Source organism: Pseudomonas sp. 31 R 17 (assembly GCF_900004915.1).
Lineage (GTDB): Bacteria > Pseudomonadota > Gammaproteobacteria > Pseudomonadales > Pseudomonadaceae > Aquipseudomonas > Aquipseudomonas orientalis_A.
This window is the reverse complement of the sequence record NZ_CVTN01000056.1, coordinates 224,001-248,356: the sequence shown is the minus strand read 5'-3', so window position 1 is coordinate 248,356 and position 24,356 is coordinate 224,001. Positions and strand designations below refer to the sequence as shown.

Genomic DNA, 24,356 nt, shown 5'->3' with positions numbered 1-24,356 from the left:
CTGTCGATTGCATTTAGCGATCACGGCACCGCCAGCACAGTGAGCGGCTTTTTCTTTTTCTTACCTTCGGCCTTGACCTTGCCTTTTTTCCGGCGTTGCACTCGGCGGTCGTGGACCAGTCCGGCTGGATGAACACCTGTTCCATCGAGTCCACTAGAAAGCCCCCATCCAATCCGTTCTTTAAGCCCTGCGCGCGTTGCGCTTATGTTGGGACAAGGCAAGGGAGTAGGAACCGCAGAACGCGCTGGATTAGGGGGACCCTATGCTCGCAGCAAAAATAGAAGGGTTTCAGTTTCGTGACATTCGGCCCAAGGCCGCATCGGAAATCATCGATATTGGCGACGCAAGTCTACTGCTGGGGCATAGCAACCAGGAGATTACCAAGCGGGTTTACAGGCGGATCGGCGCCACCGCTAAACCCTCAAAATAGGCAAAGTTTCGGGACGCCTACCCGAAAGTTTCGGAACCCCTCTCAGAAACCGCCTCTGCCTATCCAAACCCCGAAAACGCAAAAGCCCCGCAATAGCGGGGCTTTCGTGTAAATCTTGGCGGGAAACCAGGGATTCGAACCCTGGGAACGCTATTAACGTTCGCCGGTTTTCAAGACCGGTGCATTCAACCACTCTGCCAATTTCCCTTGTGCATCACGGGATTATAGTCGCTCATCCCGTCTCAGCGGGCGCCATAATACCCGAATGAAACACACTGTCAAACTCTCTGCATAGCTTGTTACAGAGCGTCTGTTATGATCTTTGCGACTGAACGTTTCAAAACTGAAGGAGTGTCGCCATGCGCGAACAGAATTACGCAGTGAATGGCAACGCGCAGGCTGAGCAGCTTGAAGTCAGCCGCGTGTTGCGCAATACGTACGGCCTGCTCGCCCTTACCCTCGCATTCAGCGGCGTGATGGCTTACGTGGCCCAGCAGATGCGCGTCGGTTATCCGAATATCTTTGTCGTGTTGATCGGCTTCTATGGTCTGTTCTTCCTGACCAACAAGCTGCGCGACTCGGCCTGGGGCCTGGTGTCGGCGTTTGCCTTGACCGGTTTCATGGGCTTTATCCTCGGCCCGATCCTTAACCGTTACCTCGGCATGGCCGGCGGCGCGGAAGTGGTCAGTTCGGCATTTGCCATGACTGCACTGGTGTTTGGTGGCCTGTCGGCGTACGTGCTGATCAGCCGCAAGGACATGAGCTTCCTGGGTGGTTTCATCACTGCAGGCTTCTTCGTGTTGCTGGCGGCGGTAGTAGCCGGCATGTTCTTCCAGATCAGCGGTTTGCAACTGGCGATCAGCGCAGGTTTCGTGCTGTTCTCCTCGGTGTGCATCCTGTTCCAGACCAGCGCCATCATCCATGGTGGTGAGCGTAACTACATCATGGCGACCATCAGCCTGTATGTGTCGATCTACAACCTGTTTATCAGCCTGTTGCAGATCTTCGGCATCATGAGCCGTGACGACTGATTGTCAGCGCTATAAAAAATGCCCCGTATCGTGAGATACGGGGCATTTTCATTTGTGGGGCGGTAGACGCTCAGTACCTGTTAGGTTCCATCTCAAGCTCCACCCCGAAGCGCTCGGCAATGTCCTGCTGGATACGCAGCGCCAGGTTGGCAATATCCCGCCCGGTGGCTGAGCCATAGTTCACCAGCACCAGCGCTTGCATTTTATGCACGCCGGCATCGCCGTTACGAAAGCCCTTCCAACCCGCCTTGTCGATCAGCCAACCGGCGGCGAGCTTGACTTGCCCGTCTGCCTGAGGGTAAGCCACCAAGTCCGGATACTGGCTTTTCAGCTCGGCAGCCAGGGCCTGGGGCACCAACGGGTTTTTGAAAAAACTACCGGCATTGCCCAGCTCTGCCGGGTCCGGCAATTTTTCGCGACGAATACTGCAGATCGCCTGGCTCACATCCTTCGGCGTGGCCTCGGTGATGCCCTGCGCGGCCAGGCGCTGTTGCACCGGGCCGTAATCGAGTTTCAGGTGACTGGCGCGGCTCAGGGCAAAGCGTACCCGCAGGATCAACCAACGCCCGACTTCGTGCTTGAACAGGCTGTCGCGGTAAGCAAACTGGCATTCGTCCAGGCTGAAATCCCGCAGCTCGCCCGTCTGGCGATCCAGCGCCGTGAGGCCGGCAAACACGTCCTTGATCTCGACGCCGTAGGCGCCGATGTTTTGCATCGGCGCGGCACCAACCGTGCCGGGGATCAGGCTGAGGTTTTCCAGGCCGCAAAAACCCTGTTCCAGGGTCCACGACACAAAGGGATGCCAGGCTTCGCCCGCCTCCGCTTCAACCACCACGTGCACGCCATCATCGTGCAGCACGCGAATGCCCTGGGTTGCCATGCGCAACACCAGCGCAGTTACGTCCCGGGTCAGCAGCAGGTTGCTGCCGCCGCCGATCACCAACAGCGGCACACTGTGCGCGTCGGCGTAGGCCAGGGCGTCATGCACATCGGCATCACTGCGGGCCTCGGCAAACAGCTGGGCGCGTACGTCGATGCCAAAACTGTTGAATGGCTTGAGCGATACCTGCGCTTGTAGGTGCAAGGTCATAGCCGGCCCTTCAATTCGATCACCAATGAATCACAGGCGCGCTCGATCAGGTCCAGCACCCGGTCAAAGCCTTGTTCGCCTTCGTAATAAGGGTCTGGCACCTCGTCCACTTCGCCGTCGAAGCGGCGCAGGAACAAATCCAGCTGCGCCTTGCCCTGCGCAGGCTGCATGGCTTTGAGGTTGCGCAGGTTGCTGTGGTCCATGGCCAGGATCAGGTCATAGCGCGCAAAATCAGCGCGGCTGACCTGTTGGGCACGCTGGGCTGACAAGTCATAGCCTCGCGCCAGCGCTGCGCGTTGGCTGCGCAGGTCCGGTGGGTTGCCGATATGCCACTCCCCCGTCCCCGCCGACGCCACCTCAACCTGGCCGGACAAGCCTGCCTCACGCAACTTGTGGCGCAAGACGCCTTCGGCGGTGGGCGAGCGGCAGATATTGCCCAGGCAGACAAACAGGACTTCCATCAAGCCCCCAGCAGGCGGCGGACGCGCTCAAGATCTTCCTGGGTATCGACGCCTGCAGGCGGTGCTTCCAGCGCATCGCCCACGTGGATACGCACGCCGTGCCACAAGGCCCGCAGTTGCTCCAGGGATTCGGTGTTTTCCAGCCAGCACGGGCCCCAGCTGACGAAGTCATGCAGGAAACCGGCGCGATAGGCGTAGATGCCGATGTGGCGGCGGTACGGCACGCCTGGCGGCAGTACGCCGGGGTTGCTGACAAAGGCGTCCCGCGCCCAGGGCAGGGTCGAACGGCTGAACGTCAGGGCCAGGCCGTTGATATCGCTGACCACTTTCACCACGTTCGGGTTGAACAAGGTTTCACTGTCTTCGATCGGTTCGGCCAGGGTCGCCATGCGCGCCTCGCCATGGGCCGCCAGATTGGCGGCGACCTGGTCGATGACGCTGGGCGGGATCAACGGCTCGTCACCTTGCACGTTCACCACGATGGCGTCGGGCGCCAGGCCCAGTTGCGTCGCCACTTCGGCCAGGCGATCAGTGCCGGAATTATGGTCTTCGCGGGTCAGCACCGCCTCGGCGCCGAAACGGTTGCAAGCTTCGATGATGCGCGGATCGTCAGTCGCCACCACTACCCGCTCAGCGCTGCTTTTGCAGGCCTGTTCCCATACCAGCTGGATCATCGGCTTGGCGCCGATCATTTGCAGCGGCTTGCCCGGCAGGCGGGTCGACGCATAGCGCGAGGGAATCACCACGGTAAAGGCGGTAGTCATTTATCCAGGCGCTCATCGGTCGTCAGGGTGCGCGCTTCGCTCTCGAGCATCACCGGAATGCCGTCACGGATCGGATAAGCCAGGCCGGCACCTTTGCTGATCAGCTCGGTTTTATCGGCGCTGAGCTTGAGCGGGCCTTTGCAGATCGGGCAAGCAAGGATGTCGAGCAATTTGGTGTCCATGGGTATGTCCTGGAAATAAACGGTTTAAGGCAAAAGACGGTTGGGCAGCAGGCGCATCAGTTGTGTGTCGAACCAGGCGACAAACGCCGGCGACGGCAGCGCATCCACCGCAAGGTACCACCAGTCAGGCCGGGCGAAGGCGCGGCACTTCACCGCGTCCTTTTCAGTCATGACCAGCGGCCAATGCGGTGTGAAATCCAACACCTGGGCACTGTAGGGCGCGTGGTCGGCAAACGCATGGGGGATCGGCTGCCAGTGTAGCGTTTCAAGGGTATTGAAGAAACGTTGCGGATTGCCGATACCGGCAACTGCGTGTACCTGCTGGCCAGGCGGAAAGTAGGTAACCGGCTGCCGCTCGCCACTGTGCAGGTTGATCAGCGCCGCAGGCACAAGGCCAAAGGCAAAGCCGTCTTCGCGGTCCTCGGCGGCACCGTTATAGAGCAGCGCATCCACGCTGTGCAGGCGCTCGACCGGCTCGCGCAACGGCCCGGCCGGCAGGCAACGGCGATTGCCCAGGCCACGGGCGGCATCGATCAGTACCAGTTCGAGATCGCGGGCCAGGCGGTAGTGTTGAAGACCGTCGTCGGAGAGGATCAGGTCCAGGGTTTCGCTGGCCAATAGCGCTTTTACCGCGCGGCTGCGGTCCGGATCGATCATCAACGGGACACCGCAGCGCTGCACGATCAGTAAAGGTTCGTCGCCGGCCACGTCGGCACTCTGATCGGCTTCGACTCGCCAGGGCAACTGTGGCGGCTTGGCACCATACCCCCGACTGACCACGCCCACGCGCAGGCCACTGCGGCGGCAGTGCTCGATCATCCACAGGATCAGCGGCGTCTTGCCCGTGCCCCCGACGGTGATGTTCCCCACCACCACAACGGGCACCGGGGACCGATAGATAGCGCCCTCGCCCGCCAGGAAGCGCGCGCGCTTGCGCTGCACGACCCGGCGATACAACGACTCCAGCGGCCGTAACAGCACGAGCGCCGGATGGCCCTCATACCAGGCCTTGAGCAAACGATCGGACATGGCCATCAGGGTGGGCTCGCCGCCTCGACGGTGGTCATGCGCAGATGACTGAAACCGAGCTTGCCGGCGGCGTCCATCGCGGTAATCACAGCCTGGTGCTGGGTCTTGCCGTCGGCACTGATCGACAGTGGCAGGCTGGTATCGCCGCCGGATTCCTTCTGCAGGGCTTGCATCAGGCTGGCCAGGTCGTTTTTCTCCAGCAACTGGTTATTCACCGAAAACACCCCATCGGCGCTGATGGCAATGTCCAGTTGCTTGACCTGCTGGTCTTCGGCCGGCGAGCCGCTGACGGCTTCGGGCAAGTCGACGCGCAGCTGGGTTTCCCGGGTGAATGTGGTGGTGACGACAAAGAACAGCAACAGGATAAACACCACGTCAATCAGCGACGCGAGGTTGATATCGACATTTTCCCGTTGCTTGCGGCGAAATTTCACGCTTTGCCCTCGACCAGGTCCACATCACGGTCGCCCTGCACCACTTCCACCAGCTTGATGGCTTCCTGTTCCATGCCGACCACCAGTTCATCGATGCGCCGTTGCAGGAAGCGGTGGAAGAACACCGAAGGGATACCCACCATCAGGCCCGCGGCCGTGGTGATCAGTGCTTTGGAAATACCACCGGCCAGCACGGCGGCGTTAGTGGTCATGCCCGAGCCCATGAACGAGCTGAAAATATCGATCATACCCAGCACCGTGCCCAGCAAACCGAGCAGCGGCGCCATGGCGGCGATGGTGCCGAGGGCGTTGATGTAGCGCTCCAGCTCATGGATCACCCGCGCGGCGGCTTCCTCGATGCACTCCTTCATGATCTCGCGACCATGCTTGGAGTTGGCAAGGCCGGCGGCAAGGATTTCACCCAGCGGCGAATTGGCGCGCAGCTCCTTGAGCTTCTCTTTGTCGAGCTGCTTGTTCTTGATCCAGCCCCAGACTTGCCCCAGCAGATGCTCGGGGGTGACGCGACTGGCGCGCAGGGTCCACAGGCGTTCGGCGACGATGCCGAGTGCGGCGATGGAACTCATGATGATCGGCAACATCATCCAGCCGCCGGATTTGACCAATTCCCACACAGTGAATGCCCCCTCGAAAAAGTGCGCCACTTTATCATATAGGTTCGGCGGCAGGGTTCGTTGGCCGCAGACCAGGCTGTCGCAGCCTGCGGTGTTTGGTAACGCCGGATTACGGCAACGGTTCGCGCCAGAACCGGCGTTGACTGCGCGCAACAATGGCGGGCTGGAAGGCGCCCAACTGAAAGCTCACGGCCCCGTGTTCGGCGCTGTCGTATAGTCGGCTGCCCTGGGCCTGATAGCGCGCGACCACTTGCGCATGAGGATGACCGAAGGCGTTGCCCCGCCCTCGGGAAATCAGCACCGACGCGGGGGCGAGCCGCTGCACAAAGGATCGGGATGACGAGCTGCGGCTACCATGATGGGGCACTTGCAGCCAATCGGTTGGCACCGCCAGCGGCGTATCAAGCAAGGCGCGCTCCGCTGCGCTGTCGATATCGCCGGTGAGCAACAGCCGTTCACCCCTGGCCTGCACCTGCAACACACAGGACTTTGGATTGCCACTTATGGCGCCGGACCACTGCCACAACGCGAAAGACACACCATCCCACTCCCACCGTTCGCCACTGATACAGGGCCCGGTCCCGAGAAATGCCGGCAACCCCTCGGTTTCGCCGCCTACCACGCGTGCGATGGGCAAACCACGGGCTATCGCTGCCGCGCCACCGGCGTGATCGGCATCGGCATGGCTCAGCAGCAGCATGTCGAGTCGCTGTACCCCGAGCTTTTTCAATGACGGCAAAACCACGCGCGCGCCCAGATCCACCGCCCCGGAACGCGGCCCTGCATCATAAAGCAGCGCATGATTGCGGGTGCGCAGGATCAGCGCCTGCCCTTGGCCGACATCCAACTGCACCACCCTCACCTGCCCGTGGGGTACCGACTCCCTGGGAGGAAACACCGCCAGCAACAGCATGGGCCAGCCCAACAACCGAAACGGCACCCCCTTGGGCAGTAGCAGCATCAGCGCGCCCAGCAGGCTGACCAGCCAACACACCAGCGGCACCTGGGCCGGCGTCCAGGCCGGCAACTGCCCGGCGAGCAGGGCCAGCACCTTGAACCACCCTTCCAGCGCACCGCCGGCCAACCAAAGCAGGCCGTCACCGATCACCGGCACCCACAACAGCACCGTGCCCAGCAGCGCCAGAGGCAACACCACCAGACTGATCCAGGGTACGGCGAACACATTGGCCACCGGCGCAGTGAGGCTGATGGGTAAACCCAGCACCAGCAGGATTGGAAACAGGCCGATAGCAATCAGCCACTGGGGACGCGTCCACGCCTGCCAGAGACTCCAGGGGCCCAGCCGTCCGCCGAACGTCAGGACCAGGACCGCAACCGCCGCAAATGACAACCAAAAGCCCGGCTGCAGACTGGCCAGCGGCTCAAGCAGCAGTACGCCATTGAACGCCAGCAATAACGGCCACCACGCGCCCAGATGTCGAAAGCGCAGCCGCCACAGCAACACCAGCCCGACCATCACGCAGGCCCGCTGCACCGGCACGCCAAACCCCGCCAGCAGGCCATACCCCAGCGCTGCGGCAAAGGCCAGGCCGCACGCCCACGGCAGCCATGGCAGGTGGCGCGGCCAGCAACCGTAACGGGCCATCCCGGCCACCAGCGCGTAGATCAACCCGGCCAGCAAGCCGATGTGTTGACCGGAAATGACTAACAAATGCACGGTGCCGGTGTCTTGCAACACCTGCCATTGCTCCGCCCGCAGCCCGGAACCGTCACCCAGCACCAAGGCCGCCAGGGCGGCCTCATGGGTTTGCGCATCGGTGGCCATCAGGCGTTGACGCAGGCTGTCGCGCAAGGCGTTGCGGGCCGGCGCCAGGCGCTGGCCGTCTTTCACCGAGCCCGTGGCCCCAATGCGTTGCGCCAGCAGCCAGGCCTCGTGGTCGACGCCATGAAAATTGAGCAGCCCGGACGGCCGCTTGAGGGTGACAGCCAAGCGCCAGCGTTCCCCACTGCGCACCGGCGGCCCGCCGTGCCAGGACACCCGGATGCGCTTGGGCAGCCGGGCCTTGCGCGACCGGCTGTCGGCCAGTTCAAAGCGCACGCCGGTGTCCGTCTGTTGCGGCAACCCGACCACACGCCCCTCCACCCAACGCGTCTCACCGTCCAGCGCCGGGCGCAATCGGTCATCCAGTGCCCACTGCGCGCTGATGCAAGCCCAGCTCAAGCCCAGCAGGAAAAACGCCAGCGGATAGGTGCGAAACGGCAGCAGCATCAAGGCCAACACCGGCATGGCCAAAAGCCATCCCGTGGGCGGCAACGCCGGAAGAAAGCGCAGAGTCAGTAACCCCAGCGCGAGCGCGAACATCCCTGTCCTCATGAATCATTCCTTTCAATGACTCACTCAGTCTTAGCCGGAGTTCCCAGGGGCGCCTTTGATGTTTTGTCACAAAGTCTGAATTTTCTGTTTATAGAATACGCGCATACTTGCCCCTCGAACTGACCTGGACCCCCTATGCCCCGGCGCTTATTCAAACGGTACATGCCCGACCCCAGCAGTATCAGGGAACACAAGTCATTACAGTTTCTTGGCACCCTGCTGCATGATCCGAACCTCTGGCACCTGAACCGGCACTCGGTGGCCCGCGCCATGGCCGTGGGGTTGTTTGCCGCGTTTATCCCCATCCCGTTGCAGATGTTGCTGGCCGCGATCCTGGCGATTGCGGTGCGCGGCAACATGCCGATTGCCGTCAGCCTGGTGTGGCTGACCAACCCGGTGACGATGCCGGTGGTGTTTTTCTGCACCTACATGACCGGCGCCTGGTTGATGAACGTGCCGCCACGCAGCCTGCCCGATAACCTCACCTGGGAATGGATCAGCGGCGAGTTGAGCACAATGTGGCAACCATTCCTGCTGGGCTCGGTGGTCTGCGGGTTGGTATTGGGAGCCCTGGCCTACTGCCTGACCATGGGATATTGGCGCTGGTGGGTCGCGCACCAGTGGAAAAAACGCAAATTGCGCCGCCGCTGAGGGCTAACGGGCAGGCAGGTGCAGAGGTACGCGCTGGCCCTGCGCGCAATGCGCAAGCCCGGGCCGTGAACCGTCCAACCGAATAAAGGGCGCGAAGATACGTTCCAAGTCAGCCTCATCGGTACCTCTCCCCTGATCCTCCCGCCAGACGCCGGCCGGCGCCGAATCGCCCGAAGATTGCTACATGTCACTAATTTACGAGATTCCCGAGGGCGCAAATGGCTACACTGCGCACGTGGCGTGGGCCGGATGCCTGCGTGGATGATTGATATCAATGTGGTAGCAGGAGAGTGGCGTGCTTAGAAGAATGGGAATAAAAGGCCGCGTACTGTTGCTGACTTTATTGCCGACCAGCCTGATGGCCCTGCTGTTGGGAGGCTACTTCACCTGGATGCAGCTCTCCGAACTGCAGACGCAATTGCTGCAACGCGGCGAAATGATCGCCGAGCAGTTGGCGCCGCTGGTCGCACCCGCCCTGAGCAGCAGGAACACGGACCTGCTGGAACGCATCGCGACCCAATCCCTGGAACAACCGGATGTGCGTACGGTGTCGATCCTGGCGCCGGACCGCTCGTCCCTGGCCCATGCCGGCCCGACCATGCTCAATCAACCGCCCACCGGCAACAGTTCGCATCTGCTGCAGCGCAGCGGCAATGATGCCACCCGCTACCTCATGCCCGTGTTCGGACGCCATCGCAACCTCGCGGGCGAGCTGATCCCGGATGAGTCCGACCGCCTGTTGGGCTGGGTCGAAGTGGAACTGTCCCACAATGGCATGTTGCTGCGCGGCTATCGCAGCCTGTTCGCCAGCCTGCTGCTGATCGCCATCGGCTTGATCTGCACCGCGGCGCTGGCCCTGCGCATCAGCCGCACCATCAATTCGCCGATCGGCCAGATCAAACAAGCCGTGGCCCAGCTCAAGGACGGCAACCTGGAAACCCGTCTGCCGCCGTTGGGCAGCCAGGAGCTGGATCAGTTGGCGTCGGGCATCAACCGCATGGCCGAGACCCTGCAAAACGCCCAGGAAGAATTACAACACAGCATCGACCAGGCCACCGAGGATGTGCGCCAGAACCTGGAAACCATCGAGATCCAGAACATCGAGCTGGACCTGGCCCGCAAGGAAGCCCTGGAAGCCAGCCGGATCAAATCCGAATTCCTGGCCAATATGAGCCATGAGATCCGCACCCCGCTCAACGGCATCCTGGGCTTCACCCACTTGCTGCAAAAAAGCGAATTGTCGCCGCGTCAGCTGGATTACCTGGGCACCATCGAAAAATCCGCCGACAACCTGCTGGGCATCATCAACGAAATCCTCGACTTCTCGAAGATCGAAGCCGGCAAACTGGTGCTCGACAGCGTGCCCTTCAACCTGCGCGACCTGCTGCAAGACACCCTGACCATCCTCGCTCCCGCCGCCCACGCCAAACAGCTCGAACTGGTCAGCCTGGTCTACCGTGACACGCCGCTGTCACTGGTGGGCGATCCGCTGCGCCTCAAGCAGATCCTGACCAACCTGATCAGCAACGCGATCAAGTTCACCCGCGAAGGCACCATTGTTGCCCGCGCGATGATCGAGGACGAACAGGAAGACAGCGTGCAGCTGCGCATTAGCGTGCAGGACACCGGCATCGGCCTGTCCAACCAGGACGTGCGTGCGCTGTTCCAGGCCTTCAGCCAGGCGGACAATTCGCTGTCGCGCCAGCCGGGTGGCACCGGCCTGGGCCTGGTGATTTCCAAGCGCCTGATCGAACAGATGGGCGGCGAAATCGGCGTCGACAGCACGCCGGGCGAAGGCTCGGAGTTCTGGATCAGCCTGAACCTGCCCAAGACCCGCGACGACGTTGAAGACTTGCCCAGCGCGCCGCTGCTCGGACGCCGCGTGGCCGTGCTGGAGAACCACGAGCTGGCGCGCCAGGCCCTGCAACACCAGTTGGAAGACTGCGGCCTGGAGGTGACCCCGTTCAATACCCTGGAAAGCCTGACCAACGGCATTACCAGCGCGCACCAGACCGAACAGGCGATTGACCTGGCAGTGCTCGGCGTCACCGCCAACGACATCCCGCCCGAGCGCCTCAACCAGCACTTGTGGGACCTCGAACACCTGGGCTGCAAGGTGCTGGTGCTGTGCCCGACGACCGAGCAGATGCTGTTCAACCAATCGGTGCCCAACCCCAACAGCCAGTTGCAGGCCAAGCCCGCGTGTACGCGCAAGCTGCGCCGGTCCCTGGCCGACCTGATCAGCCCGCGCCCTTTGCGCAGCGAACCGGGCGAGCCATTGTCCAGCCGTGCGCCGCGTGTACTGTGCGTGGACGATAACCCGGCGAACCTGTTGCTGGTGCAAACCCTGCTTGAAGACATGGGCGCCAAGGTCATGGCCGTGGAAAGCGGCTATGCGGCCATTGACGCGGTCAAGCAGGAAACCTTCGATCTGGTATTGATGGACGTGCAGATGCCGGGCATGGACGGGCGCCAGAGTACCGAAGCGATTCGCCAATGGGAAAGCGAACGCCATGGCACGCCGCTGCCGGTGGTCGCCCTCACCGCCCATGCCATGGCCAACGAAAAACGCGCCCTGCTGCAAAGCGGCATGGACGATTACCTGACCAAACCCATCAGCGAGCGGCAACTGGCCCAGGTGGTGCTGAAATGGACCGGCCTGGCCCTGCGCAACCAAGGGCCGGAACGCGTCCCCGAAGGCCCGGGCCCAGGCGTGCAACTGCTGGTGCTGGACCATGAGGAAGGCTTGCGCCTGGCCGCCAACAAGGCCGACCTTGCGGCGGACATGCTCGCCATGCTGCTGGCTTCCCTGGAAGCCGATCGCCTGGCGATCACGGTCGCCCGTGAAGCCAATGACAATCATGCCCTGATCGAACGCGTCCATCGTCTGCATGGCGCCACGCGCTACTGCGGCGTGCCGCAATTGCGCGCGGCCTGCCAGCGCGCCGAAACCCTGCTCAAGCAGGACGACGCCAAGGCCATGGCTGCGCTGGATGAATTGGACATGGCAATTGCACGGTTGGCCAGTGAAGCGCGGGTCAGCGCCTGACGCTATTTTCAGGTGGGGCTTTGCCTTGATGCCTGTAGGAGCGAGCTTGCTCGCGAAAAACTCCCAGGCACCGCGTTCATTCAGACGACACGCGTTATCGTTGACGTTTTTCGCGAGCAAGCTCGCTCCTACAGGCATTTTTCACGTGTAAATCGCAGGGAGCCTCTTTTAATGCGCGTCATTCTTTTCAGCAGCCAAGCCTACGACCGCGACAGTTTTAGCGCTGAGCCACTCCCCCAGGGCATCGAGCTGCAATTGCAACCCGCCCGCCTCAACCTCGACACCGTGGCCCTGGCCGAACACCATGAGGTGGTCTGCGCCTTTATCAACGATGACCTCAGCGCCCCGGTACTCGAGCAACTGGCCAAAGGTGGCACGCGCCTGATTGCGTTGCGCTCGGCCGGCTATAACCATGTCGACCTGCGCGCCGCCAAGCGCCTGGGCCTGAGCGTGGTGCGCGTACCGGCCTACTCGCCCCACGCCGTGGCCGAGCATGCCGTCGCGCTGGTGCTGGCCCTGAACCGGCGCCTGCACCGCGCCTACAACCGCACCCGCGATGGCGATTTCAGCCTGCACGGGCTCACCGGGTTCGACCTGGTCGGCAAAACCGTCGGCGTGGTCGGTACCGGGCAGATCGGCGCCACCTTCGCCAGGATCATGAGCGGTTTCGGCTGCAGGTTGCTGGCCCACGACCCCTTCCCCAACCCTGAGGTCCAAGCCATGGGCGCGCGCTACGTGAGCCTGCCCGAACTGCTCGCCGAGGCGCAGGTCATCAGCCTGCATTGCCCGCTGACGGCCGACAGCACGCATCTGATCAACGCCGACACCCTGGCCCACATGCAACCGGGCGCCATGCTGATCAATACCGGCCGCGGTGGCCTGGTCGACACGCCGGCGCTGGTGGAAGCGCTCAAGAGCGGCCAACTCGGTTACCTGGGGCTGGATGTCTATGAAGAAGAGGCCCAGCTGTTTTTCGAGGACCGCTCGGACCTGCCCCTGCAAGACGACGTGCTCGCCCGCCTGCTGACCTTCCCCAATGTGATCATCACCGCCCACCAGGCCTTCCTGACCCGCGAGGCACTGGCGGCGATTGCTGGCACTACACTGGCCAATATTGCGGCGTGGGCCGACGGCCGTGCGCAGAACCTCGTCGAGGGATGATCAGCGGTCACATACCGGGCTCATGATAGTCCAGCACCCGTGATAGGATGCCGCGCCTATTTGGAGGATCCATGGCCGAACACGATTTCCGCTTCAGCTTGCTGAGCCCGCAACACACCCTGATCGAATGCCGCGCCCTGGTGCCGGGCCGTTATCAAGTCACCGGCAACGGTGGTTCGATCAAGCATGGCGACGTGCTGATCGTCACCCTGCGCGGCAGCAAAACCCTGTCGATGCGCCTGACCGTGGAAGGTGACGCGCGCTATTCCATCCGCCCGGCGGGCCAGTGGGTCGCCATGGCCCAGGGGCCGAAATTCGGCGAGTTGGAGATTCACACCTGGAAGGTCAATTGCGACAGCTGCGACAGCGTGCTGGAGTTCGAATTCGCGGTGGAAACCAAGCTCACCCAGGAACCGCTGCAACCGGCCGCCAATGCCCGCATCAAAGCACTCGGCTGGGCCAGCGAAGGCGACAGTCACCGCTGCCCGAAATGCCAGCAGGCCGCGCAATGAAGGGCCTGCTGCTGCTCGCCGCCATGGGTACGGCCCTGAGCGGCTGCGCCGGCGATGCGGTCAAGCTCAAGCAGGATCACAGCTATGTAGTGGAGTGGATCGGCGAGCGGCCGTTGATGGACTACGCGCACCTGACCGTGACCCTCGGTGCCGATGGTCGCGCCTATGGCAATGGCGGCTGCAACCACTGGTTTGCGCCATACACCCTTGAAGGCGACAAGCTCAGCTTCGGCCCGATCGGCAGCACCCGCAAACTGTGCGCCGAGGCGCTGATGGAGCAGGAGCACCGCTTCTTCCAGGCCCTGCAAGGCGTACAGCGCTGGGATATCTCGCCGATCGAGCAGACGCGGTTCTGGCCCGCCGAAGGCAAGCCGATTCGCTTGTGGCTTGAAGAAGGCTGATATCTCCAATCTTTAGTTTGATGGGGTTCCAAATGTGGGAGGGGGCAAGCCCTCTCCCACACTTTAACCGCGCAAGGCCTTGAGTTTGGCCAACACGCCCTCTGCCGTCTGCTCACCCATCAGTTGCTCGCGCACCTTGCCCTGGTCATCGATGATGTAGGTCACCGGCAGCGCCTCGCTGCGCGGAATATCAAAGATGCCCTCCGGGTTCTGCGCCAGCACGGTGAACTTGATACCCAGCTTGTCACTGGCAGCCTTGAGTTCCTCACCCTGCACATTGTCGAAGTTGACCCCGAACACGCCCACGTTCTGCGCTTTCAATTGTTCGGCCAGGGCATTGAGCTCGGGGATTTCCGTGCGGCACGGGCCACACCATTCGGCCCAGTAATTGACCACCAGCCACTGCTTGTCCAGGCGTTCGGCCGGCACTGTCCGGCCGTACTGGTCAACGCCGTAATCGTTACCGCAGCCGCTGAGCAGCAGGGTTGTGATGATCGCCAATGCACCGATCAGTCGCCTTGTCATGGGGTAATCCTTCGCAAAAATGAACGTGGGCTGCGGCCTATCGCCTCTGACGGTTTAAGGACAGGCGCCAGCACGGGTAGAATACCCGCCACCTTACGCAAGATGCGACCCGCACATGACCGATCTGACGCTTTATCACAACCCGGGCTGCTCGAAATCCCGCGGTGCGCTTGAACTGCTCGAAGCTCGCGGCCTCACGCCAACCGTGGTGCGCTATCTGGAAACGCCGCTGGACGCGGCACAATTGCAGGCCCTGCTGGACAAACTAGGCCTCAGTGCCCGCCAATTGTTGCGCACCGGCGAAGATGAATACAAAAGCCTCAACCTGGCCGACGCCAGCCTCAGCGAAGCGCAACTGATCGCCGCCATCGCCGCACACCCCAAGTTGATGGAACGCCCGATCCTGGAAACCGCCGATAAAGCCATCATTGGCCGCCCGCCGGAAAACGTGCTGGAGATCCTGCCGTGACTGCGCCCTACGTGCTGGTGTTGTATTACAGCCGCAATGGCTCGGTCAGCGAAATGGCCCGGCAGATTGCCAGGGGCATCGAGCAGGGCGGCATGGAAGCCCGGCTGCGCACCGTGCCGGCGATCTCCACCGAGTGCGAGGCCGTGGCGCCGAGTATCCCGGACGAGGGCGCCCTGTATGCAAGCCTGGATGACCTGAAACACTGCTCGGCCCTGGCCCTGGGCAGCCCGACACGTTTCGGCAACATGGCCGCGCCGCTCAAGTACTTCCTCGACGGCACCAGTAACCTGTGGCTCACCGGCGCCCTGGTCGGCAAGCCCGCCGGCGTGTTCACCTCCACCGCCAGCCTGCACGGCGGCCAGGAGACCACGCTGATGTCGATGCTGCTGCCGCTGCTGCACCACGGCATGCTGATCACCGGCCTGCCCTACAGCGAACAGGCGCTGCTCGACACCCAGGGCGGCGGCACGCCCTATGGCGCCAGCCACCACGCCGGGCCTGACGGCAAGCGTCTGCTCGACCCGCATGAAATCAGTCTGTGCCGCGCCCTGGGCCTGCGCCTGGCCAAGACCGCCACACTGCTGGAGAACGGCGTTGGCCAGAAAGCCTAAGGTCCTGCCGTCCCAGGCGTGGCTGGAACCACGGGTCAAGCTGGCGCGCGCACTGAGTCTGCTGGCGTTTTTCGGCCTGGTGGGCTTGTTGTGCGCCTATTACCTGTTCGTCGCCGACCTGCACGGGGCGCGCCCGTGGGTGATCCTGCTGATCGAACTGGTGCCGCTGCTGGTGTTGGCGCCAGGGATGATCACGGGCAGCGCGCGCGGGCATTCGTGGATGTGCTTTGTGGTGAACCTGTATTTCATCAAGGGCGCACTGGCCGCGTATGACCCGAACCGCCAGGGCTTCGGAGTGCTTGAGATGCTGGCGAGCCTGGCGGTGTTTTGTACGGCGCTGTTGTATGTGCGCTGGCGGCACCAGTTGAATCGGCGCTTGGCGCATGCCTGACGATCAGTGGTTGACGGTGTAGGCCAGCATCATCGACAGCTGGCACATCGGCCGCCCACTCTCGGCATGCCATTGGTTGAACGCGCCCTGCACCGTCGCCAAATCCCGCAGGCTGGTCGGCGCCTTGTCGACGATCTTCTGCGCATTCAGCGCCGCCACCACGTCATCGCTCGGTACAAACGTATCCTTGCCCACCATGCGCAGGAAACGCGGGGCCGACAGCCCGCCCAACTGGTGGCCGTGCTTGCTCAGGTATTTCCACAGCCCAACGATATCGGTCACCGGCCAGTCGGCGACAAACGCACCGAAGCTGCCCTTTTCCTGCTCGATATCCAGAATCATCTGCGCATTGCGCGGCACACTCTTGAGCTTGCCCAGGTGGCGGATGATGCGCGTGTCCTGCATCAGCCGTTCCAGATGTTCGGCGCCCATCAATACGACTTTTTCCGGATCGAAGCCGAAAAATACCTGTTCGAACGCGGGCCATTTCGCGTCGACCACACTGTGTTTCAAGCCCGCCCGGAACACCCGCAGCGCCAGGGTCGACAGGTAGCGATCATCGCTGATCTTGCGCAATTGCGCCGGCGTCTTGGGCACAGGCAGATGGGCTTCCAGCTTGGCCGCCGAACCGAAGCGGTTCAGACAATATTCGTGCAGCCACTTGTAATCGCGCATGCCCTCTCCTGGCAGTTGAATGGAAAACGGCACCCGCAAGCGCCGTGTACTAGAGCCTCGATGCGGCTCAGAGGTTCACTACATTGACGAAACGCGAGGCGGCCGTCTCATCGATTTTCAAGCTGGCGAAGTCGAACAGGTTGCGATCGGCCAGTTGCGACGGGATCACATTCTGCAGGCTGCGGAAGATGCTCTCGGTGCGCCCCGGGGTCTTGCGCTCCCACTCCTGCAGCATGTCCTTGACCACCTGGCGCTGCAGGTTTTCCTGGGAGCCGCACAGGTTGCACGGAATGATCGGGAATTGCTTGAAGTCGGAATAAGCCTGGATGTCCTTCTCGTTGCAATACGCCAGCGGGCGGATCACCACGTTGCGTCCGTCATCGGCGCGCAGTTTGGGCGGCATGGCCTTGAGCGAACCGTTGAAGAACATATTCAGGAAGAAGGTTTCGACGATGTCGTCGCGATGATGCCCCAGGGCCATCTTGGTCGCGCCGATCTCATCGGCAAAGGTATAGAGCGTGCCACGCCGCAGGCGCGAGCACAGCGAGCAGGTGGTCTTGCCCTCCGGAATCAGTTCCTTGACCACCGAGTACGTGTCTTTCTCGACAATGTGGTACTCGACGCCCAGCGCTTTCAGGTAGGCCGGCAGCACATGTTCGGGAAAGCCGGGCTGCTTCTGGTCCATGTTGACGGCAACGATCTCGAACTTGATCGGTGCGACCTTTTGCAGGTGCAGCAGCACGTCGAGCAGGGTGTAGCTGTCTTTGCCGCCGGAGAGGCAGACCATGACCTTGTCGCCCTCCTCGATCATGTTGAAATCAGCGACCGCTTCACCGGCCAGGCGACGCAGGCGTTTTTGCAGTTTGTTCTGGTTGACCGTAAGAGTGCCCATGGCGCTTGGATCCGCTAAAGGTGTGTGACGAAAAGCGCAGCATTTTACCTTCATGAACGACCGAGTTCCAATGTGGGAGGGGGCTTGCCCCCGATGGCGGTGTATCAGTAGCAACTACCTCGACTGACACACTGCCATCGGGGGCAAGCCCCCTCCCACACTGGATAGCGTTGTCATCGACAGACCCAGCGGCGATTAAGCCCCGTGTTTACAGCGCGATTTACTCTAAAGGCCCTACAGTTTTCCCGGGTATCACTTCCTATACTGCGACGTGAGGTCGCACAACTATCCAGACCTTGCAGGCCAGTTGGCCGGTGGGCGCTCCGATGGGGGCGATAGGAATAACGACAGGAGTGACTGGCATGATCCATCACGTCGTGGGGCTGTTTACCCATCCCGATCAGGAATGGCGGGAAATTCGTGGCGATAAAGAAGAAAGCATCAGCCACATGTACCTCACTCACACGCTGGTTCTCGCAGCGATCCCCGCCATTTCCGCGTTTATCGGCACCACCCGGGTCGGCTGGGTCATCGGCAACCGCGCCCCGGTCATGCTTACCCAGGAAAGCGCGCTGTGGATGACCCTGATGTCGTACGCCGCCATGCTGGGCGGTGTGGCGGTGATGGGCGCGTTCATTCACTGGATGGCCCGCACCTATGACGCCAACCCCAGCATGGCGCGTTGCGTGGCCTTCGCCACCTATACCGCGACGCCCCTGTTTATCGGCGGGCTGGCGGCGCTCTATCCGCACATGTGGCTGGGTATGGTGGTGGGGACCGCAGCGATCTGCTACACGGTGTATCTGCTGTATGTGGGCTTGCCGACGTTCATGAGTATCGACCCGGATGAAGGCTTTCTGTTCTCCAGCTCGGTATTGGCCGTCGGCCTGGTGGTGCTGGTGGCGATCATGGCGTTTACCGTGATCGTCTGGGGCCTGGGCGTCGGGCCCATCTACACCAGTTGAGCCCCAGGCGTGCAGGCAAAGCCACCGAAAAGGTGGCTTTGTGCGTTAGCCATGACCATTCGGCGCCTGAGAGATTCGGAAACCCCCTGCTTTGCGGCATACTGGGCGTCTCTGGAGATATGTACAGCATGCCCGAGCAACTCAATACCCGCGTCGAAGAGTGTTTCCTGCAAGCCGAATCCTTTTTCAAACGAAGCTTCAAACGCCCCACCGTCAGCCTCAAGCTGCGGGGCCAGAAAGCCGGTGTCGCGCATTTGCACGAAAACCTGCTGCGCTTCAACCCTCAGCTCTACCAAGAAAACAGCCAACACTTCCTCAAGCAGACCGTGGCCCACGAAGTGGCGCACCTGATTGCCCACCAACTGTTTGGCGAGCGCATCCAGCCCCATGGAGAGGAATGGCAATTGATCATGCGTGGGGTCTACGAACTGCCGCCGGACCGTTGTCACACCTATGCGGTCAAGCGACGCCAGGTGACTCGCTATATCTACCGGTGCCCGTGTGCCGACAGCGACTTTGCGTTTTCAGCCCAACGCCATGGGATGGTCGGCCAGGGGCGGCGGTACCTGTGTCGGCGGTGCCGGCATACTCTTGTGTTCACTGGGGAGACTCGGGTGGAGTGAGGGCCTCATCGGGGGCAAGCCCCTCCCACATTTTGAATGTATTCACAAATCAAAGGTGGGAGGGGGCTTGCCCCCGATGAGGCCAGAACAGTCACCCAATAACCTTGGCCTGCCGCAAATCCGCAATCCGCTGAGCACTCAACCCCAACTCCACCAACACTTCATCACTGTGCGCCCCGACCGCCGCCCCAATATGCCGTGGCGCCGGCAAACCCTCGGAGAACTTCAGCGGGCAGGCCATCTGCGCTTGGGTCGAACCATCGCCCCTCGGCACCTGGCTGATCAAATCGCGCGCCTGCAACTGCGGATGCGCCAACGCTTCACTCATGCTCAACACCGGTTCGACACACGCATCCACGCCCGCAAATAACGCACACAGCTCGGCAAAGCTGCGTTTTTCAAACTCCACCTGCAACGCCCGCTTGAGTGCCGGCTGCTGCTCAGGCTTCACACCGTGCGCCGCCAGCTCCGGTCGCCCCAGGGCTTCACACAGCTGCTGCATGAACGCCGGTTCCAGGCTGCCCACCGACATCCAGCGCCCGTCACGGGTGCGGTAGTAATCGTAAAAACTGCCGCCATTGAGCACATGATTTTCCCGCTCCGGCTCCACCCCGCAGGCCAGGTAACCCGCGCCGGCCATGGCGTTCAGGCTGAACGAGCAGTCGGTCATGCTCACGTCCAGGTATTGACCGACGCCGCTGTGCTGCCGCGCAACCACCGCCGCGAGCACGCCCACCACCGCATGCAGGGACCCGCCGCCCACATCCGCCAGTTGCACGCCCAGCGGCAACGGCCCACTGTCCCGCCGCCCGGTGTGGCTGGCCACGCCTGCGACAGCGAGATAGTTGATGTCGTGACCGGCGCGGTCCCGGTAGGGGCCGGTCTGGCCGTAGCCGGTGATCGACACATAGATCAGCCTGGGGTTGATCGCCTTCAGTGCGTCGTACCCCAGGCCCAGACGGTCCATGACCCCGGGGCGGAACTGTTCGACGAGGATATCGGTGCCCTTGACCAGCTCGAAGACGATCTGCAGCGCCTCGTCCCGCTTGAGGTCCAGCGCCAGGCTGCGCTTGTTGCGATTGAGATAGGCATGGCTCGCGGACGTGCCGTGATCATGGGGCGGCCACACGCGCAACAGGTCCGGCCGCGTCGGCGATTCGATGCGCAGCACGTCGGCGCCCATGTCCGCCAGCATCAGCGAGGCGAACGGGCCGGGCAGCAGGGTGGAAAAATCCAGCACTTTGAGGGACGCCAAGGGACCTGACATACAAACTCCGTTTGCGATTGGACTGGCCACAGCGTAGTCAGCCTTCGGTGCCGGCGGCAATCGTCAGAACGATCAAGCGCAGTGACCGTTTTGATCACGGCGGGCTTTTTCGTCGCGGCGGCTTTATCATTGGCCCACGTTTGTTCGCAGAGTGTTCCATGAAGTTCGCGATTGCAGTGTTTTGCGCCGCCCACGCGCCCGCCTCGCGCCGCGCCCTGTTGTTCGCCCAGGCGGCTTTGGCCGGCGGGCATGAAATTGTGCGGCTGTTTTTTTATCAGGATGGCGTGTACAGCGCCTCCAATAATATCGTCGCGCCCCAGGACGAGCAGGACATCGCGCGCCAGTGGCGCGAATTTGTCGGCACCCACCAACTCGACGGCGTCGTGTGCATCGCCGCCGCCTTGCGCCGTGGCGTGCTCAATGCCGAGGAAGCCACGCGCTATCAACGCAGCGCGGTGAACCTGGACGCGCCCTGGGCCTTGTCGGGCCTGGGGCAGTTGCATGATGCGATCCAGGACGCCGACCGCCTGATCTGTTTTGGAGGTGCGTGACATGGCCCAATCATTGCTGATCATCAGCCGCCAGGCGCCGTGGTCCGGCCCCAGCGCGCGCGAAGCGCTGGATATCGTGCTGGCCGGAGGCGCGTTCGATCTGCCTGTCGGCCTGCTGTTTCTGGACGACGGCGTGTTCCAGCTGGCGCGGCACCAGGACGCCAGGGCCGTGCAACAAAAGGATCTGAGCGCCAACCTGCAGGCGCTGGGTCTGTTCGGCATCGATGACGTGTTCGCCTGCGGCCACAGCCTGTCCGCACGCGGGCTGCCGCCACCGGACAATGCGCAGGCCCTGGACAGCCAGGCCATTTCCAGGCTGATTGACCGTTACGATCAGGTGATTACCCTCTGATGTCGACTCTACATGTGGTGAGCCACTCCCCCTTTACCGACAGCCGTCTGGACAGTTGCCTGCGTGTGTGCGGCAACGCGGATGCCATCCTGCTTTGCGGCGACGGCACCTATGGCCTGCATAACGCAGCGCTGCAAACCAGAGGGGTAAAAGTGTTTGTGCTGGCTGAAGACCTGCAGGCACGCAACCTGCCGCTCCCGGACTGGGCCGACAGCGTCGACTATCCGGGGTTCGTGCAGTTGTCGATCGACTATGACAAGGTCAACAGCTGGTTATGAACACACTGACCGTCGGCACGCGTAGCCTGCCACTGGACAAGGACGGCTACCTCGTCGACCTGGATGACTGGTCCGATGAGGTGGCGCACGCCCTGGCCATCGCCGAAGCGGTGGAACTGACCGCGGACCACTGGGAAATTCTCCTGTTGCTGCGCCAGTTCTATAGCGAATTCCAGCTGTCCCCCGCCACGCGCCCGCTGATCAAGTACACCGCCTTGAAGCTCGGCCCGCAAAAGGGCAACAGCCTGCACCTCAATAAACTGTTCAACGGCACTCCCGCCAAACTCGCCGCCAAGCTGGCGGGCCTGCCCAGGCCGACGAATTGCTTATGACCGATTTTGCCCCCCTGACCCTCTCGACGCCTGAAGAACATCCGTTTGCGCCGTTCGTGCGCATCCTGGGCAAAGGCAAGCGCGGCGCACGCAACCTCACCCGTGAGGAAGCGCGGCAAGCCATGGGCATGCTGCTCGACGAAAAAGTCGAAGACACCCAGCTGGGCGCCTTCCTCATGCTGCTGCGCCACAAGGAAGAAAGCCCGGAAGAGCTCGCCGGCTTCACCGAAGCGGTACGCGAGCGATTGAACCCGCCCGCACTGAATGTGGATATCGACTGGCCGACCTACGCCGGCAAAAAGCGCCACTTGCCCTGGTTCCTGCTGGCGGCCAAATGCCTGGCGCAACAGGGTGTGCGCATCCTCATGCACGGCGGCGGCGCGCATACGGCGGGGCGCTTGTACACCGAGCAACTGCTGGAGCGCTTGCACATACCGCTGTGCCGCAATTGGCAACAGGTCGAGGCGGCGTATGCACACGGCAACCTGGCGTTTATCCCGCTGGGCGACTGGGCGCCCCAGTTGCAGCGCATGATCGACCTGCGCAACACCCTGGGCCTGCGCTCGCCGATCCACTCCCTGGCCCGCCTGCTCAACCCGCTCAATGCCCGTTGCGGCCTGCAAAGCATTTTCCACCCGGGTTACCAGGGCGTACACCGCGATGCCAGTGGCCTGCTGGGCGACAATGTGATTGTGGTCAAGGGCGATGGTGGCGAGATCGAGATCAACCCCGACACCCTCAGCCACTTGTATGGCACCACCGGCGGCCAGAGCTGGGACGAAGAATGGCCCGCCCTCTCCGCCCAGCGCCACGTCAAACCGGCGACCCTGGAGCCCGAGCATCTGAAAGCCGTATGGCGTGGCGACGTCGAGGACAGCTACCCGCAACTGGCGCTGATCGCGACCATGGCCCTGGCTTTGCGCGGCCTTGGACGCACCCGCGAGCAGGCATTCGAACTGGCCCGGCAGTACTGGGACGCGCGAGACAAATCGATTTAATCGATCATTCTCCCCCGGTCTTTGCGCTTTTAGTTCGAACTCATCCCCGTAGACTGGGCTCCAACGCTTATTAGCCAAGGAGCCAGTCATGGGTTTGCTGATCGAAGGACACTGGAAAGACCAGTGGTACGAAAGTAGCGCAGATGGCGCCTTCCAGCGCGAACAGGCGCAACGCCGTCACTGGGTGACCGCCGACGGCCAGCCCGGCCCGAGCGGCGAAGGCGGTTTCAAGGCCGAGGCCGGACGCTATCACCTCTACGTTTCCCTGGCCTGTCCCTGGGCCCACCGCACCCTGATCCTGCGCAAGCTCAAGGGCCTGGAAAGCCTGATTGACGTCTCGGTAGTCAGTTGGCTGATGCTGGAAAACGGCTGGACCTTCGACAAGGCCCACGGCTCAAGCGGCGACACGCTGGACGGTTTCGACTTCATGCACCAGCGCTACACCGCCGACACCGCTGACTACACCGGGCGCGTCACGGTGCCGGTGTTATGGGACAAAAAGCTCAAGCGCATCGTCAGCAACGAATCGGCGGAGATCATCCGCATGTTCAACAGCGCCTTCAATGAACTGACCGGCAATACCCTGGATTTCTACCCGCAGGCATTGCGCTCGACCATCGACACCCTGAACGAGCGCATCTACCCCGCCGTGAACAACGGCGTGTACCGCGCCGGGTTCGCCACGTCGCAGCAGGCTTATGCAAGCGCGTTTGATGATGTATTTGCCGAGCTTGATCACCTGGAACATCACTTGGGCGAGCATCGCTACCTGGCCGGCGAATACCTGACCGAGGCGGATGTACGGCTGTTCACCACGCTGATTCGTTTTGATGCGGTGTATTACAGCCACTTTAAGTGCAACCTGCGGCGGATTGCCGATTATCCGAACCTGTCGAACTGGCTAAGGGAGATGTATCAGTGGCCGGGCGTGGCCGAGACGGTGGATTTCGAGCATATCAAGGGGCATTACTATGCCAGCCATCGGACCATCAATCCGACGGGGATTGTGCCGAAGGGGCCGTTGCAGCGGTTTGATGTTGGGCATGATCGGGCGCGGTTGAGTGGCAAAGGTGTGTGGAGCTGATCCGGATCATGGGGGCATAGGTATCTACACAACTCTGTAGCGCTCAACCGTAACCACGATGCGAAGCGAGTCGCTCTTGATCTTGACCTGCTTTTGATCTTGATCTCAGGCGCCCCGTTAAACCACGCTGGCCGAACGCAGGCTTGAATCCGTGGGTAACCCGGCAGGACGCCGGGTTAGC

29 protein-coding genes, 1 tRNA gene and 1 pseudogene are annotated in these 24,356 nt (G+C 62.2%); 18 read left to right on the top strand and 13 right to left on the bottom strand.

Annotated elements, in window-relative coordinates; all coding sequences use genetic code 11:
- Nucleotides 1–259: 259 nt before the first annotated feature.
- Nucleotides 260–430: pseudogene (locus tag BFP89_RS27215) on the top strand (integrase); the annotation flags it as partial.
- Between the two features lie 116 nt (nt 431–546).
- Here the strand turns inward: BFP89_RS27215 and BFP89_RS08190 are convergent.
- Nucleotides 547–637: transfer RNA gene (locus BFP89_RS08190), tRNA-Ser, on the bottom strand.
- Nucleotides 638–789: 152 nt separating this feature from the next.
- Between BFP89_RS08190 and BFP89_RS08185 the strand changes: the two genes are divergently transcribed.
- The gene (locus tag BFP89_RS08185; protein ID WP_053256786.1) at nt 790–1,461 is read left to right on the top strand and encodes a Bax inhibitor-1/YccA family protein; all 672 of its coding nucleotides are present in this window, start codon (nt 790–792) and stop codon (nt 1,459–1,461) included.
- A gap of 70 nt (nt 1,462–1,531) precedes the next feature.
- Here the strand turns inward: BFP89_RS08185 and murB are convergent, their stop codons facing one another.
- From murB to BFP89_RS08145, 8 genes are all read right to left on the bottom strand, one after another.
- Nucleotides 1,532–2,551, bottom strand: coding sequence for a UDP-N-acetylmuramate dehydrogenase (gene murB, locus BFP89_RS08180; protein ID WP_065884993.1), 1,020 nt, complete (start codon nt 2,549–2,551; stop codon nt 1,532–1,534).
- Nucleotides 2,548–3,012, bottom strand: coding sequence for a low molecular weight protein-tyrosine-phosphatase (locus BFP89_RS08175; protein WP_065884992.1), 465 nt, complete (start codon nt 3,010–3,012; stop codon nt 2,548–2,550). The genes murB and BFP89_RS08175 overlap by 4 nt, the downstream gene beginning before the upstream one ends.
- Nucleotides 3,012–3,776, bottom strand: coding sequence for a 3-deoxy-manno-octulosonate cytidylyltransferase (gene kdsB / locus BFP89_RS08170; RefSeq protein WP_065884991.1), 765 nt, complete (start codon nt 3,774–3,776; stop codon nt 3,012–3,014). Before kdsB ends, BFP89_RS08175 begins: the two co-directional genes overlap by 1 nt.
- A complete protein-coding gene (locus BFP89_RS08165) occupies nt 3,773–3,958 on the bottom strand; it encodes a Trm112 family protein (RefSeq protein ID WP_003174668.1) in 186 nt (61 codons plus the stop codon). Before BFP89_RS08165 ends, kdsB begins: the two co-directional genes overlap by 4 nt.
- A gap of 24 nt (nt 3,959–3,982) precedes the next feature.
- The gene (lpxK, locus tag BFP89_RS08160) at nt 3,983–4,993 is read right to left on the bottom strand and encodes a tetraacyldisaccharide 4'-kinase (protein WP_065884990.1); all 1,011 of its coding nucleotides are present in this window, start codon (nt 4,991–4,993) and stop codon (nt 3,983–3,985) included.
- The gene (locus tag BFP89_RS08155) at nt 4,993–5,421 is read right to left on the bottom strand and encodes an ExbD/TolR family protein (RefSeq protein ID WP_065884989.1); all 429 of its coding nucleotides are present in this window, start codon (nt 5,419–5,421) and stop codon (nt 4,993–4,995) included. The genes lpxK and BFP89_RS08155 overlap by 1 nt, the downstream gene beginning before the upstream one ends.
- Complete coding sequence (locus BFP89_RS08150) at nt 5,418–6,053, bottom strand: MotA/TolQ/ExbB proton channel family protein (RefSeq protein WP_065885051.1); 636 nt, start codon at nt 6,051–6,053, stop codon at nt 5,418–5,420. The genes BFP89_RS08155 and BFP89_RS08150 overlap by 4 nt, the downstream gene beginning before the upstream one ends.
- 109 nt (nt 6,054–6,162) lie before the next feature.
- Nucleotides 6,163–8,388 (bottom strand): DNA internalization-related competence protein ComEC/Rec2, encoded by a 2,226-nt coding sequence (locus tag BFP89_RS08145; protein ID WP_065884988.1) that lies wholly within the window; start codon nt 8,386–8,388, stop codon nt 6,163–6,165.
- A gap of 135 nt (nt 8,389–8,523) precedes the next feature.
- On the opposite strand from BFP89_RS08145, the gene BFP89_RS08140 reads away from it, so the two are divergent.
- The 5 genes from BFP89_RS08140 (at nt 8,524) to BFP89_RS08120 (ending at nt 14,162) form a co-directional block, all read left to right on the top strand.
- Nucleotides 8,524–9,039, top strand: coding sequence for a DUF2062 domain-containing protein (locus tag BFP89_RS08140; RefSeq protein ID WP_065884987.1), 516 nt, complete (start codon nt 8,524–8,526; stop codon nt 9,037–9,039).
- Between the two features lie 295 nt (nt 9,040–9,334).
- Nucleotides 9,335–12,088, top strand: coding sequence for a response regulator (locus BFP89_RS08135; RefSeq protein ID WP_065884986.1), 2,754 nt, complete (start codon nt 9,335–9,337; stop codon nt 12,086–12,088).
- Between the two features lie 171 nt (nt 12,089–12,259).
- Nucleotides 12,260–13,249, top strand: a complete 990-nt coding sequence (locus BFP89_RS08130) for a 2-hydroxyacid dehydrogenase (RefSeq protein WP_065884985.1) — start codon at nt 12,260–12,262, stop codon at nt 13,247–13,249.
- A 71-nt stretch (nt 13,250–13,320) separates the two neighbouring features.
- On the top strand, nt 13,321–13,761 hold the full coding sequence (locus tag BFP89_RS08125; RefSeq protein WP_065884984.1) for a hypothetical protein: 441 nt from the start codon (nt 13,321–13,323) through the stop codon (nt 13,759–13,761).
- Nucleotides 13,758–14,162, top strand: a complete 405-nt coding sequence (locus BFP89_RS08120; RefSeq protein WP_065884983.1) for an META domain-containing protein — start codon at nt 13,758–13,760, stop codon at nt 14,160–14,162. Before BFP89_RS08125 ends, BFP89_RS08120 begins: the two co-directional genes overlap by 4 nt.
- Nucleotides 14,163–14,225: 63 nt before the next feature.
- Here the strand turns inward: BFP89_RS08120 and BFP89_RS08115 are convergent, their stop codons facing one another.
- Nucleotides 14,226–14,687, bottom strand: coding sequence for a TlpA family protein disulfide reductase (locus tag BFP89_RS08115; protein ID WP_065884982.1), 462 nt, complete (start codon nt 14,685–14,687; stop codon nt 14,226–14,228).
- A 115-nt stretch (nt 14,688–14,802) separates the two neighbouring features.
- Between BFP89_RS08115 and arsC the strand changes: the two genes are divergently transcribed.
- From arsC to BFP89_RS08100, 3 genes are read left to right on the top strand one after another with little or no spacing between them, the layout of a single operon-like run.
- Nucleotides 14,803–15,156: an arsenate reductase (glutaredoxin) gene (gene arsC, locus BFP89_RS08110; RefSeq protein WP_065884981.1), complete on the top strand. Its 354-nt coding sequence runs from the start codon at nt 14,803–14,805 to the stop codon at nt 15,154–15,156.
- Nucleotides 15,153–15,767: an NAD(P)H:quinone oxidoreductase gene (gene wrbA / locus BFP89_RS08105; protein ID WP_065884980.1), complete on the top strand. Its 615-nt coding sequence runs from the start codon at nt 15,153–15,155 to the stop codon at nt 15,765–15,767. Before arsC ends, wrbA begins: the two co-directional genes overlap by 4 nt.
- Complete coding sequence (locus tag BFP89_RS08100; protein ID WP_065884979.1) at nt 15,751–16,158, top strand: DUF2069 domain-containing protein; 408 nt, start codon at nt 15,751–15,753, stop codon at nt 16,156–16,158. The genes wrbA and BFP89_RS08100 overlap by 17 nt, the downstream gene beginning before the upstream one ends.
- Before the next feature lie 3 nt (nt 16,159–16,161).
- Here BFP89_RS08100 and BFP89_RS08095 read toward each other — a convergent pair whose 3' ends face one another.
- Together BFP89_RS08095 and ttcA are read right to left on the bottom strand one after the other, a co-directional pair.
- A complete protein-coding gene (locus BFP89_RS08095; RefSeq protein ID WP_034106798.1) occupies nt 16,162–16,833 on the bottom strand; it encodes a DNA-3-methyladenine glycosylase I in 672 nt (223 codons plus the stop codon).
- 67 nt (nt 16,834–16,900) lie between these two features.
- Complete coding sequence (gene ttcA / locus BFP89_RS08090) at nt 16,901–17,725, bottom strand: tRNA 2-thiocytidine(32) synthetase TtcA (protein WP_065884978.1); 825 nt, start codon at nt 17,723–17,725, stop codon at nt 16,901–16,903.
- A gap of 362 nt (nt 17,726–18,087) precedes the next feature.
- On the opposite strand from ttcA, the gene BFP89_RS08085 reads away from it, so the two are divergent.
- On the top strand, nt 18,088–18,690 hold the full coding sequence (locus tag BFP89_RS08085; RefSeq protein ID WP_057721811.1) for a Yip1 family protein: 603 nt from the start codon (nt 18,088–18,090) through the stop codon (nt 18,688–18,690).
- 128 nt (nt 18,691–18,818) lie between these two features.
- Nucleotides 18,819–19,313: a SprT family zinc-dependent metalloprotease gene (locus BFP89_RS08080; RefSeq protein WP_065885050.1), complete on the top strand. Its 495-nt coding sequence runs from the start codon at nt 18,819–18,821 to the stop codon at nt 19,311–19,313.
- Between the two features lie 91 nt (nt 19,314–19,404).
- Here the strand turns inward: BFP89_RS08080 and BFP89_RS08075 are convergent, their stop codons facing one another.
- Nucleotides 19,405–20,580 carry a CaiB/BaiF CoA transferase family protein gene (locus BFP89_RS08075; RefSeq protein WP_065884977.1) on the bottom strand — a complete coding sequence of 392 codons (1,176 nt, stop codon included), beginning with the start codon at nt 20,578–20,580 and terminating at the stop codon, nt 19,405–19,407.
- Nucleotides 20,581–20,738: 158 nt separating this feature from the next.
- Between BFP89_RS08075 and tusD the strand changes: the two genes are divergently transcribed.
- The 6 genes from tusD to BFP89_RS08045 all read left to right on the top strand — a co-directional run bounded on the left by tusD (nt 20,739) and on the right by BFP89_RS08045 (nt 24,175).
- Complete coding sequence (gene tusD / locus BFP89_RS08070) at nt 20,739–21,131, top strand: sulfurtransferase complex subunit TusD (protein WP_065884976.1); 393 nt, start codon at nt 20,739–20,741, stop codon at nt 21,129–21,131.
- Nucleotide 21,132: 1 nt separating this feature from the next.
- Nucleotides 21,133–21,483: a sulfurtransferase complex subunit TusC gene (gene tusC, locus BFP89_RS08065; protein WP_065884975.1), complete on the top strand. Its 351-nt coding sequence runs from the start codon at nt 21,133–21,135 to the stop codon at nt 21,481–21,483.
- The gene (gene tusB, locus BFP89_RS08060) at nt 21,483–21,761 is read left to right on the top strand and encodes a sulfurtransferase complex subunit TusB (protein ID WP_065884974.1); all 279 of its coding nucleotides are present in this window, start codon (nt 21,483–21,485) and stop codon (nt 21,759–21,761) included. Before tusC ends, tusB begins: the two co-directional genes overlap by 1 nt.
- Nucleotides 21,758–22,093, top strand: a complete 336-nt coding sequence (locus tag BFP89_RS08055; protein ID WP_065884973.1) for a TusE/DsrC/DsvC family sulfur relay protein — start codon at nt 21,758–21,760, stop codon at nt 22,091–22,093. The genes tusB and BFP89_RS08055 overlap by 4 nt, the downstream gene beginning before the upstream one ends.
- Nucleotides 22,090–23,091, top strand: coding sequence for a glycosyl transferase family protein (locus tag BFP89_RS08050; protein ID WP_065884972.1), 1,002 nt, complete (start codon nt 22,090–22,092; stop codon nt 23,089–23,091). The genes BFP89_RS08055 and BFP89_RS08050 overlap by 4 nt, the downstream gene beginning before the upstream one ends.
- Before the next feature lie 88 nt (nt 23,092–23,179).
- Nucleotides 23,180–24,175, top strand: coding sequence for a glutathione S-transferase family protein (locus BFP89_RS08045; protein ID WP_065884971.1), 996 nt, complete (start codon nt 23,180–23,182; stop codon nt 24,173–24,175).
- Nucleotides 24,176–24,356 lie beyond the last annotated feature (181 nt).

Excerpts from the sequence above, each read along its gene's own strand:
- BFP89_RS08125 (WP_065884984.1), top strand. The coding sequence starts at position 13,321 with ATGGCCGAACACGATTTCCGCTTCAGCTTGCTGAGCCCGCAACACACC.
- BFP89_RS08140 (WP_065884987.1), top strand. The coding sequence starts at position 8,524 with ATGCCCCGGCGCTTATTCAAACGGTACATGCCCGACCCCAGCAGTATC.
- lpxK (WP_065884990.1), bottom strand. The coding sequence starts at position 4,993 with ATGGCCATGTCCGATCGTTTGCTCAAGGCCTGGTATGAGGGCCATCCG.
- arsC (WP_065884981.1), top strand. The coding sequence starts at position 14,803 with ATGACCGATCTGACGCTTTATCACAACCCGGGCTGCTCGAAATCCCGC.
- BFP89_RS08055 (WP_065884973.1), top strand. The coding sequence starts at position 21,758 with ATGAACACACTGACCGTCGGCACGCGTAGCCTGCCACTGGACAAGGAC.
- tusD (WP_065884976.1), top strand. The coding sequence starts at position 20,739 with ATGAAGTTCGCGATTGCAGTGTTTTGCGCCGCCCACGCGCCCGCCTCG.
- BFP89_RS08175 (WP_065884992.1), bottom strand. The coding sequence starts at position 3,012 with ATGGAAGTCCTGTTTGTCTGCCTGGGCAATATCTGCCGCTCGCCCACC.
- BFP89_RS08145 (WP_065884988.1), bottom strand. The coding sequence starts at position 8,388 with ATGAGGACAGGGATGTTCGCGCTCGCGCTGGGGTTACTGACTCTGCGC.
- tusC (WP_065884975.1), top strand. The coding sequence starts at position 21,133 with ATGGCCCAATCATTGCTGATCATCAGCCGCCAGGCGCCGTGGTCCGGC.
- kdsB (WP_065884991.1), bottom strand. The coding sequence starts at position 3,776 with ATGACTACCGCCTTTACCGTGGTGATTCCCTCGCGCTATGCGTCGACC.
- BFP89_RS08045 (WP_065884971.1), top strand. The coding sequence starts at position 23,180 with ATGGGTTTGCTGATCGAAGGACACTGGAAAGACCAGTGGTACGAAAGT.
- BFP89_RS08120 (WP_065884983.1), top strand. The coding sequence starts at position 13,758 with ATGAAGGGCCTGCTGCTGCTCGCCGCCATGGGTACGGCCCTGAGCGGC.
- BFP89_RS08050 (WP_065884972.1), top strand. The coding sequence starts at position 22,090 with ATGACCGATTTTGCCCCCCTGACCCTCTCGACGCCTGAAGAACATCCG.
- BFP89_RS08130 (WP_065884985.1), top strand. The coding sequence starts at position 12,260 with ATGCGCGTCATTCTTTTCAGCAGCCAAGCCTACGACCGCGACAGTTTT.
- BFP89_RS08075 (WP_065884977.1), bottom strand. The coding sequence starts at position 20,580 with ATGTCAGGTCCCTTGGCGTCCCTCAAAGTGCTGGATTTTTCCACCCTG.
- ttcA (WP_065884978.1), bottom strand. The coding sequence starts at position 17,725 with ATGGGCACTCTTACGGTCAACCAGAACAAACTGCAAAAACGCCTGCGT.
- BFP89_RS08185 (WP_053256786.1), top strand. The coding sequence starts at position 790 with ATGCGCGAACAGAATTACGCAGTGAATGGCAACGCGCAGGCTGAGCAG.
- BFP89_RS08080 (WP_065885050.1), top strand. The coding sequence starts at position 18,819 with ATGCCCGAGCAACTCAATACCCGCGTCGAAGAGTGTTTCCTGCAAGCC.
- BFP89_RS08115 (WP_065884982.1), bottom strand. The coding sequence starts at position 14,687 with ATGACAAGGCGACTGATCGGTGCATTGGCGATCATCACAACCCTGCTG.
- BFP89_RS08165 (WP_003174668.1), bottom strand. The coding sequence starts at position 3,958 with ATGGACACCAAATTGCTCGACATCCTTGCTTGCCCGATCTGCAAAGGC.
- BFP89_RS08095 (WP_034106798.1), bottom strand. The coding sequence starts at position 16,833 with ATGCGCGATTACAAGTGGCTGCACGAATATTGTCTGAACCGCTTCGGT.
- tusB (WP_065884974.1), top strand. The coding sequence starts at position 21,483 with ATGTCGACTCTACATGTGGTGAGCCACTCCCCCTTTACCGACAGCCGT.
- BFP89_RS08085 (WP_057721811.1), top strand. The coding sequence starts at position 18,088 with ATGATCCATCACGTCGTGGGGCTGTTTACCCATCCCGATCAGGAATGG.
- murB (WP_065884993.1), bottom strand. The coding sequence starts at position 2,551 with ATGACCTTGCACCTACAAGCGCAGGTATCGCTCAAGCCATTCAACAGT.